The sequence below is a fragment of the Azospirillum fermentarium genome (assembly GCF_025961205.1).
GTDB classification, from domain to species: domain Bacteria; phylum Pseudomonadota; class Alphaproteobacteria; order Azospirillales; family Azospirillaceae; genus Azospirillum; species Azospirillum fermentarium.
In genome coordinates this window covers 800,938-810,563 of the sequence record NZ_JAOQNH010000001.1, presented here as the reverse complement: position 1 = coordinate 810,563, position 9,626 = coordinate 800,938, and the positions used below count along the sequence as shown (strand labels likewise).

Genomic DNA, 9,626 nt, shown 5'->3' with positions numbered 1-9,626 from the left:
ACGCGGGTGCGGGCGGCAGCCCGCCGCGTCAGCGCCTCAGGTGAGCGAGTTTCGCAAACGGATGATCTTCCGCCACCGGGCGCGCGTCCCGCGCCTTGGGCTTGCGGGGCGGGCGGCGGCGCCAGGGGCCGCCCTCGTCCTTGCGGCTGTAGCCCAGCGCTTCCAGCACCGGCGCCAGGGCGGCGGGGGGCAAGCCGATGATGCGGGCGAGGTCGGCGTCGCTGCGCGGCGGGGCGCCGTCGGGCGGGGGCGTCATCACCTCCACCTCCAGCCGGTCGAGCATATCGACGCGCACCGCCCGCGTGCCGGCGGCGGGATAGCCGATGGCCTGCCAGAAGCCGGGCGGCGGTCCCTCGGCGCGGTCCACCGACACCCGGCCCGGCGGCGGCACCGGGGCGGGCAGCGCCATGCCGTGGCGCACCGCCCACAGCAGCGCCCGCAGCTCCACCGCCCCCGGCTTGGTCAGGGCCGTCAGGTACAGGTGCCGCACCCCCAGCCGCACCCCGTGGCGGGACAGCGCCCGCCGCCCGTCGCGCTCCAGCCCCTCGATCAGCCCGGCGGCGGACGGGCGGTCCAGCACCCCCAGCCCCTCCACGATCTGGAACGCCAGCCCGCGGGCGCTGCCGCTCAGGCCGTCGGCGTCGCGGAGATCCAGCAGCGGCCTCAGCAGCCGGGCCACCCGGTCCTGGAGGAAACGGACCAGCCGCGCCCGCAGCCGGTCCTGCTGCGCCTGATCCAGCAGCGTGTCGGGATCGGGCACCACCGCCGGCATCAGCACCGACGGGCCGGGGGCCAGCCGCGCCACCGGCAAATCCCCCCACGCCAGCACCCCATCGGGGCGCAGGGTGAACGCCCCATCCGTTTCTTTCTCGAAACGAACAAGGCGTTTGTTCAGTTCCGGCCCCAGCGCCCGGCGGGCGGCGGTCAGCAGGGCGCGCGCCTCCTCCGGCCGGTCCACCGCGTCGGGGGAGAAGCGGAAGCCCTCCAGCCGGCCCACGGCGTGCCCTTCCACCACCACCTCGCCGTCCGTGCGCACCCCGGCGGACAGCGCCCGGCCTTCCTTCAGGGTGCGGGCCAGCACGGCGGAGCGGCGGTCGATGAAACGCTCGGTCAGCCGCTGGTGCAGGGCATCGGACAGCGTGTCCTCGATGGCGCGGGTGCGCTCCTGCCATTCCAGCGGGTCGGCCAGCCACGCCGGGCGGTTGGAAATATAGGTCCAGGTGCGCACGTGGGCGATGCGGGCCACCAGCGCGTCGATGTCGCCCTCGATGCGGTCCAGGCGGGCGACCTGCTGCGCCACCCAGTCGGTGGGCAGCCGCCCGGCGGGCGCGCGCAGGTGCAGGAACATCTGGGCCAGCAGGCGGGTGTGGGCGTCCGACAGCACCTTGCGGAAGTCAGGAACCTGGCACACCTCCCACAACAGGCCGACGGCGGCGCGGCCGCGGGCGCGCTCCATCACGTCCCCATCGCGGACCAGGGCCTGCAGCGCCAGATGGTCGTCGGCGTCGCGCACCCGCACCAGCTCGGGGATCGGCGGGCGGGCCTCCAGCGATTGCAGCAGATAGCCCGGCGTGTCGAAGCGCAGCGCGCTGTTGCGCCACGTCAGGGTCTTCAGCGCCTCGAACCGGTGGTTTTCCACCCGGTCCACAAGGTCCGCCTCCAGCGCCTCCACCTCGTCCGTGATGCCGAAGGTGCCGTCACGCATGTGGCGCCCGGCGCGCCCGGCGATCTGCGCCACCTCGGCGGCGCGCAGGCGGCGGGGCTGCTGGCCGTCGAACTTGGTCATGCGGGCAAAGGCCACATGGTCCACGTCCATGTTCAGCCCCATGCCGATGGCGTCGGTGGCGACGAGGTAGTCCACCTCCCCCGCCTGATACAGCCCGACCTGGGCGTTGCGGGTGCGGGGGCTGAGCGCGCCCAGCACCACCGCCGTGCCGCCGCGCTGGCGGCGCAGCAACTCCGCCATGGCATAGACGTCGGTGGCCGAGAACGCCACCACCGCCGAGCGCGGCGGCAGCCGCGTCAGCTTGCGGAACCCGGCGTAGGTCAGTTGGGAAAAGCGGGGACGGCTGATGAATTCCGCCCGCGGAACGAGTTTGCGGATCAGCGGCTGGATGCTGTCGGACCCCAGCACCATGGTTTCCACCAGGCCGCGGGCGTTCAAGAGGCGGTCGGTGAAGATATGGCCGCGTTCGGGATCGGCGCAAAGCTGGATCTCGTCCACCGCCAGGAAATCCACCGGGCGGTCCAGCGGCATGGATTCCACCGTGCACACCCAATAGCGCGGGTGGCGGGGCAGGATCTTTTCCTCCCCCGTCACCAGGGCCACGGCCTCCCGCCCCTTCTGCGCCACGATGCGGTCGTAGTTTTCGCGGGCCAGCAGGCGCAGCGGAAAGCCGATCATGCCGGTGCGGTGGCCCAGCATGCGTTCGATGGCCAGATGGGTCTTGCCGGTGTTGGTCGGCCCCAGGACGGCGACCAGACGGCCCTCCACACCCTGGGGATTATACGGAACGGAAAGGGGGCGCGCGTCGGGCATGGACAGGAGAATCGGCGGGGCAACACCGTTTTGCAAGCACGGCCTATGCCATGTGTATCGTTTGGGCCAATAGACGCACGGGCCCGAACATGGGAAAATCATGCCCGGTGTCTTTCCGACCGGAAAACAACAACCCGACGCCCGAACAACCGGAGCCTTCGCGTAAGACCATGGGCCGTTCATTCCCCCGCACCGCCTTTGCCGCCGCCCTGCTTGCCTCGGCGCTTTCGGCATCCCCCCTTCTGGCCCAGACCGCTCCGGCCCCGGCGCCTGTTGCCGCCACCACGGTGGACGAGACCGGTGCCAAGACGCTGGCCGCCAGCATCGACACGGCGCTGAAGCGCTTTCTGCCCCACACCCCCCAGGGCGGCGGGGCGCGCTGGATCGGTGCCGTCACCGCCACCCCCGACGGCGATGCGTACAAGGTGACGCTGCCGGCGCTGTCCTTTGCCGGCGACGACGGGGCGCGGATGGACGTGGGCATCATCACCTTCCGCCTGAAGCCGCAGACCGACGGCACCCAGGCGTTCACCGCCCAGCTTCCCGCCAGCCTGCCCATCTTCGACGCCAAGGGGGCGGCGGACGGGACCGTCACCATCGGCACCCAGGCCATCAGCGGCGTGTGGGTTCCCGCCTATGAGACGCTGACCGCGCTGGACGTCTCCCTCGGCGCCCTGGCCGCCACCAACGCCAAGAACCAGACGCTGCTGAAGATCGGGTCGATGGCCGGGCGCATGGACCTGCGCCCCGACGGCGGCGGCGCGCTGTACAGCGGCCCCGGCGCCTTCACCATCGCCAATCTGGCGGTCCAGGACGAGACGGGCACCCCGCTGGCCACCATCGGCTCGTTCGGCACCGATTTCACCTACACCCGCGTCGATCTGGAAAAGAGCCGCAAGCTGACCGAGACGGCCCGGACCTATGCCGAGACCGCGGGGGCGGACCCCAACCCCGCCCCCCCGTCCCTGACCCCCGCCGATTTCCGCGGGCTGTTCGGCGGCATGGGGTTTAAGGTGTCGCTGGGCGATTCCACCTTCTTCGATCCCAAGGACAAGACGCGCGTGGGGCTGAAGGCTTTCGCCCTGTCCATGGGCATCGACGGGCTGGACACCCCCAGCACCTCGGTGCGGTTCGGCTATGACCACGACGGGCTGGCCATCGTCCCGCCGCCGGGTCCGGCGGACTTCATGCCGGGCAGCGCCGGCTTCTCCATCGCCGCGCTGAAGCTGCCCACCGATGCGCTGTCGCAGGTGCTGACCATCGCCGCGGGCAAGACCGACGACACCACCGGCGCGCTGGTCGCCGGGGTGCTGATGGGCGCCCTGGGTCAGGCGGCCAGCGAAATCCGCCTGGAAAAGCTGGCGGTCAACACCCCCGCCACCAGCGGCCACGCCGCCGGGGCCGCCACCTTCGCCCCCGGGGCCGCCCTGGCCACCACCGGGGCGTTCACCGTCACCCTGACCGGGCTGGACAACACCATCAAGGCGCTGCAGCCCGCCCCCGGCAAGAAGCCCACCAAGGAGGATCAGGACACGCTGGCCGGGCTGACCATGGTCCAGGCGCTGGGCCAGCCGGGCAAGGATGCCCAGGGCAAGGACGCCCGTGTCTACAAGATCGACATCACGCCCCAGGGCCAGATCCTGCTGAACGGCACGGATATGAGCGCGCTGCTGGGTCTGGGCGCCGATCAGGGCACCGACGGCGGCGAGGACGAGGAGGAGGAAGAGGCCCCCGCCCCCGCCAAGCGCAAGCTCTGATTCCTTTTGATGACGTCCCGGCTTCCCCCGCCGTTTGAAAAGCGGCGGCGGAAGCCGTACAAACAGATCTTATGACAACACCGCTCCGCATCGGCACGCGCGGCAGCCCGCTGGCGCTGGCGCAGGCCCACGAAACCCGCGACCGTCTGGCCGCGGCCCACCCCGAACTGGCCGCCCCCGGCATGATCGAGATCGTGGTCTTCAAGACCACGGGCGACCGCATCCTCGACCGCACGCTGGCCGAGGCCGGCGGCAAGGGGCTGTTCACCAAGGAATTGGAGGAAGCCCTGATGGACGGACGCGCCGATCTGGCCGTCCATTCCATGAAGGACGTTCCCACTTGGCTCCCCGACGGGCTGGAGATCGCCTGCCTGCTGCCACGGGAAGATCCGCGTGACGCCTTCTTCTCCCGCACCGGGGCGGGGCTGGACGCCCTGCCCGCCGGGTCGGTGATCGGCACCGCCGGCCTGCGCCGTCAGGCCCAGATCCTGGAACGCCGCCCCGACCTGACCGTGGTCCCCTTGCGCGGCAACGTGCAGACCCGCCTGTCCAAGCTGGAGGCGGGGGAGGTGGACGCCACCCTGCTGGCGCTGGCCGGCCTGCGCCGTCTGGGCATGTCCCACCTGCTGACCGCGGTGTTCGAACCGGAAGAGATGCTGCCCGCCGTGGCCCAGGGCGCCATCGGGATCGAGATCCGCAGCGGCGACGGCCGCACCCGCGGCTATGTCCAGGCGCTGCACTGCCCCGCCACCGCGGCCCGCGTGACGGCGGAACGCGCGCTGCTGGCCGCACTCGACGGATCGTGCCGCACGCCCATCGCGGCCTTGGCCCGCCTGGACGGCGACACCCTGACCCTGGACGCCAAGGTTCTGTCCACCGACGGGCGGCAGGTGTTCCGCGCCCGCCGCACCGGACCGGCGGATGAGGGGGTTGCCATGGGGGCCGATGCCGGCGCCGAGATCAAGGCGCAGCTTCCCCCCGGCTTCTTCCTGCCGTGACCATGGCCCGCACCACCGCCACCGTGCCGGGAGACGCATCGGGCCGCCGGCTGCTGATCACCCGCCCGGCGGAGGATGCGGCACCCCTGGCCGCCCGGCTGGCCGCCGCGGGCTTCATCACGCTGGTGGAGCCCATGCTGGAGATGGTGTGGCTGGACGGCCCGGAACCGGAGGTGGAGGACGTACAGGCGCTGCTGTTCACCAGCGCCAACGGTGTACGCGCCTTCACCAGACGTACGGGCCGGCGGGACCGCCCGGTCCTGGCGGTGGGCGACGCCACGGCGCGCGCGGCGCGGGACGCCGGGTTCGTGCGGGTGGAGAGTGCGGCCGGCGACGTGCATGCGCTGGCCGGTCTGGTCCGGGAACGCTGCACGCCCACGGGCGGCGTGCTGCTTCATGTCGCAGGAACGACGGTGGCCGGCGACCTGGCGGGAATGCTGGCGCAGCATGGGTTCGCCGTCCGCCGGCTGTCCCTGTACGACGCCCGCCCGTCGCGCCGCCTGACCCCGGCCACCATCGCCGCGCTGACCGGTGATTCCAGCGATGATCGGCTGGACGGCGTGTTGATTTTCTCTCCCCGTACCGCCCGTTCGTTTGTTAGTTTGGTGGCCGAGGCGGGACACATCTCCCGTTGCCGTACGGTGGACGTGTACTGCCTCAGCCCCGCGGTCGCGGAGGCCGTGTGTACGTGTCCGTCGGGGCCGGTGTCCTGGCGGCGCGTACAGGTGGCGGCGCGGCCCGATCAGGATGCTCTGCTCGCCCTTCTCGGTGCCCCGTAAGGACCGGGAGCGGGGGGCGGGGCTGTTGTTGCCCATCACCGTTCCACACACGCCAATCCGCGAGAAGCCACCCAAAGAAAAGAAGGTCACGACCGCAGCACCGGCTTCCAGACCCGAGAAAAGCGACCAAGAAGGCTTTCCATGACCTTTCGTCCAGGCTCCGACACACCCGGAGCGGAACCCGACGCCGACGACTCGGCGGGGTCCCCCTCCTCCATGAATGCCACCGAACGCATCATCCAGCGCTTCGGCGGCATCCGGCCCATGGCCAACAAGCTGAAAACCCCGGTCACGACGGTGCAGGGCTGGAAGAAGCGCGGTGCCATCCCGCTGTCCCGCCATGCGGACCTCCGCGCCACCGCTTTGAAACTCCGCATCAAACTGGACGAGGCGGACCTGGAAGCCGCCACCCCCGCCGAAGACCGTTCCGCAACCGAGGCCAAAGCCGCCGATGGGAAGGCCGCACCGATGAAGACGCCCGAGGAAAAGCCGGCCGCCGCCAAGGCCCCGGATTCCACCAGCAAGACCGAACCCGCGAAGACCGACGCGCCCAAACCCGCCGAGACGAAACCGGCGGAGGTGAAGCCGGTCAGCGTCGCCGAGACGCCCAAGCCCGGTGAAGCGCCCAAGCCCGTTCCCGCCGAGGTGAAGCCCGCGGCCCCCACCTCGGTCGCCGACACGCCCAAGACCGTGGTCACCCCGCCGCCCGCCGCCGCCGGCGCCAAGCCCGCCGACGCGAAGCCGGCGGAGGTGAAGCCGGTCAGCGTCGCCGAGACGCCCAAGCCCGGCGAACCGGCCAAGCCCACTCCTGCCGAAGTAAAGCCGGCGGCCCCCACTTCGGTCGCCGACACGCCCAAGCCCGCCGCCGGTCCCGCTACCGCCGGCAAGCCGGCGGACGTAAAGCCGAGCGCGCCCCCCGCAGGCACCAAGCCCGCCACCGCAGCCGCGGCCCCCTCCAAGACTGAAACGCCCAAGGCCGAGCCGCCCAAGACCGATAGGCCGGCGGGTGGTTCCCAGTCCACCTACACCCCCGCCCCGGTGGTGGTGGAGCAGCGGACCGGCGGTGCCGGCTTCGCCACCGTCGTGTCCCTGCTGGCGCTGATTGTCGGCGCCGCCGCCCTGTCCGAACCCTTCTGGGGTCCGAAGGTGCCGGGCTGGCCCCACGCCGGCCCCGTCGCCCCGCCGCCGCCCGCCGATCCGGCCCTGCGCGCCCAGATCCAGCAGTTGACCGACCGGGTGGCCAAGCTGGAGCAGCGCCCCGCCGCCGCTCCCGCGGGTGACGCCACGGCGCTGACCGCCCGTCTGGACGCGGTGGAAAAGAAGCTGGCCGCCCAGCCGGCGGCTCCCGCCCCCGTGGCCGCCGCCCCGTCGGCGCCCGGTGCCTCGTTCGACACAGCCCAGACGGCCGCGCTCGGCAGCCGTCTGGCGGCCCTGGAGCAACGCCCCGCCGTTGACCCGGCCCAGGTCGCCGCCGCGGCCCAGACCGCCGGTCAGGCCGCCAAGGCCGCCGGTGACGCCGCCAAGGCCGCCGATCAGGCCCAGCAGGACATCACCGGCGTGAAGGGCGAGGTTTCCGCCCTGGCCGACACGGTGCAGAAGATCGCCAACGCCCAGGCCCAGGCCCAGTCGCTGGTGCTCGCCGCCGGCCAGCTTGCCGGCGCCATCGCCACCGGCCAGCCGTTCGAGGCGGAGCTGAAGACCGCCCGCGCCGTCGCCGGCTCCGACGGTGCCGTGGTCTCGGCCCTCGACACCCTGGCCCCGCTGGCGGGCAGGGGCGTGGCCACCCGCGCCCAGCTTGCCGACCGCTTCGGCCCGCTGGCCGACGAGATCGTCAAGGCCGACCTGAAGGGCAACGGCGCCACCTGGGTCGATCAGGTCACCGGCACCCTGTCCACCCTGGTCACCGTCCGCCGCCAGGGCGGCGGCATCGTCGGCGACACGGCGGAGGCCATCACCGCCCGCGCCGAAGCCGCCGTGCATCAGGGCAATCTGGCCGGTGCGGTCACCGAGCTGTCGGCCCTGACCGGCCCCGCCGCCCAGGCCGCCGCCGGCTGGCTGGCCGACGCCCGGGCCCGGCTGGCGGCCGAGGCCGCCGGCACGACCCTGACCGACCGTTCCATCGCGCTTCTGAACGCGGCCGCCAAGGGCCAGGCGGTGGCCCAATGATCCGCGCCCTGTGGTTCATGGCCAAGGTGGCGGTGGTCATCGCCATCGCCATCTGGCTCGCCGAGCGCCCCGGCACCCTGACCGTCGAATGGCAGGGGTTCGTGGTGAACACCTCCTTCGCCATGGCCGTCCTGGTGACGGTGGTGGCGCTGGGGGCCGCGGCCATCCTGTACCGGCTGTACCGGATCATCCGCTATGCCCCGTCGAACCTGGCCGGCTACAGCCGCGCCCGCCGCCGGGAAAAGGGCTATCACGCCCTGACCCAGGGGCTGGTGGCCGTGGCCGCCGGCGATCCCCAGACGGCGCGCCGCATGGCCCGCAAGGCCGATGAGCTGCTGCACGATCCGCCCCTGACCATGCTGCTGTCGGCCCAGGCCGCACAGTTGACCGGCGACGAGCGCGGGGCGAAGGAATACTTCACCGCCATGCTCGACCAGCCGGAGACCGCGTTCCTCGGCCTCCGCGGCCTGCTGATGATGGCGATCAAGAACGGCGACAAGGTGGAGGCGCTGAACCTCGCCCGCCGTGCCCAGAAGCTTCAGCCGGCCACGCCGTGGGTGCTGACCACGCTGTACGATCTGGAAGCGCGGGCCGGTGAATGGGCCGCCGCGGAACGCACGCTCCAGGCCGCCGTGCGGGCCGGTGCGGTTCCGGCGGAAGACGCCCGCCAGCACCGCGCCGCCCTGCTGCTGGAACGCAGCTTCGACGCCGAACGCCATGGCCGGGCCGATTCCGCGCTCTACCACGCGCAAACCGCGTTCGAGCTGGTGCCCACCTTCGCCCCCGCCGCCGCCCGCTACGCCCGCCTGCTCCATCTGGCCGGCAAGACCCGCAAGGCGACCCGCGTGGTGGAAAAGGCGTGGAAGCTCCAGCCGCACCCGGAACTGGCCGACGCCTACCGCCAGCTTCTGGAGCGGTACGACGCCGCCACCCGGCTGAAGACCTTCGAGAACCTGACCCGGCTCAGCCAGGGCAACGTCGAGGGGCATGTGGCGCTGGCCCGCGCCGCCATGGACGCCCAGACCTGGAGCGAGGCCCGCGCCCATCTGACCCGTGCCCTGGAACTCCAGCCCGCGCCGCGGATCTACCGCCTGCTGGCGGAACTGGAACGCGCCGAGCACGGCAACGAGGAAGCCGCGTCGGCGTGGCTGGCCAAGGCCGCCGACGCCCCCGCCGATCCCGCCTGGACCTGCCGCCCCTGCGGTGCGGTCAGCCACGACTGGGCCGGGCTGTGCGGCAACTGCGGCGCCTTCGACACGCTGGAATGGAAGACGCCCCAGGTGGCCGTGCACGCGGTCGCCGACGGCGCCGCCGCCCTGCCGGCTCCGGTGGAAGCGGCCCGCGCCTGACGCCGGCGGTCATCCCAGACGCCGAAACGATGAAAGGC

The 9,626-nt window shown here is 72.3% G+C and carries 6 protein-coding genes; 5 read left to right on the top strand and 1 reads right to left on the bottom strand.

Annotated elements, in window-relative coordinates; genetic code table 11:
- Positions 1-28 precede the first annotated feature (28 nt).
- Positions 29-2,539 (bottom strand): helicase-related protein, encoded by a 2,511-nt coding sequence (locus tag M2352_RS03855; protein WP_264663183.1) that lies wholly within the window; start codon positions 2,537-2,539, stop codon positions 29-31.
- Positions 2,540-2,709: 170 nt separating this feature from the next.
- Between M2352_RS03855 and M2352_RS03850 the strand changes: the two genes are divergently transcribed.
- The 5 genes from M2352_RS03850 to M2352_RS03830 all read left to right on the top strand — a co-directional run bounded on the left by M2352_RS03850 (position 2,710) and on the right by M2352_RS03830 (position 9,588).
- Positions 2,710-4,296 (top strand): hypothetical protein, encoded by a 1,587-nt coding sequence (locus M2352_RS03850; RefSeq protein WP_264663182.1) that lies wholly within the window; start codon positions 2,710-2,712, stop codon positions 4,294-4,296.
- Between the two features lie 71 nt (positions 4,297-4,367).
- On the top strand, positions 4,368-5,294 hold the full coding sequence (hemC, locus tag M2352_RS03845) for a hydroxymethylbilane synthase (protein WP_264663181.1): 927 nt from the start codon (positions 4,368-4,370) through the stop codon (positions 5,292-5,294).
- A 2-nt stretch (positions 5,295-5,296) separates the two neighbouring features.
- Positions 5,297-6,073 (top strand): uroporphyrinogen-III synthase, encoded by a 777-nt coding sequence (locus M2352_RS03840; RefSeq protein WP_264665298.1) that lies wholly within the window; start codon positions 5,297-5,299, stop codon positions 6,071-6,073.
- A gap of 141 nt (positions 6,074-6,214) precedes the next feature.
- A complete protein-coding gene (locus tag M2352_RS03835) occupies positions 6,215-8,239 on the top strand; it encodes a COG4223 family protein (RefSeq protein ID WP_264663180.1) in 2,025 nt (674 codons plus the stop codon).
- The gene (locus M2352_RS03830; protein WP_264663179.1) at positions 8,236-9,588 is read left to right on the top strand and encodes a heme biosynthesis protein HemY; all 1,353 of its coding nucleotides are present in this window, start codon (positions 8,236-8,238) and stop codon (positions 9,586-9,588) included. The genes M2352_RS03835 and M2352_RS03830 overlap by 4 nt, the downstream gene beginning before the upstream one ends.
- The last annotated feature ends 38 nt before the right edge of the window (positions 9,589-9,626 follow it).

Bases quoted from the DNA above. Each gene is read 5' to 3' on its own strand.
- M2352_RS03840 (WP_264665298.1), top strand. From the start codon at position 5,297: ATGGCCCGCACCACCGCCACCGTGCCGGGAGACGCATCGGGCCGCCGG.
- hemC (WP_264663181.1), top strand. From the start codon at position 4,368: ATGACAACACCGCTCCGCATCGGCACGCGCGGCAGCCCGCTGGCGCTG.
- M2352_RS03850 (WP_264663182.1), top strand. From the start codon at position 2,710: ATGGGCCGTTCATTCCCCCGCACCGCCTTTGCCGCCGCCCTGCTTGCC.
- M2352_RS03855 (WP_264663183.1), bottom strand. From the start codon at position 2,539: ATGCCCGACGCGCGCCCCCTTTCCGTTCCGTATAATCCCCAGGGTGTG.
- M2352_RS03835 (WP_264663180.1), top strand. From the start codon at position 6,215: ATGACCTTTCGTCCAGGCTCCGACACACCCGGAGCGGAACCCGACGCC.
- M2352_RS03830 (WP_264663179.1), top strand. From the start codon at position 8,236: ATGATCCGCGCCCTGTGGTTCATGGCCAAGGTGGCGGTGGTCATCGCC.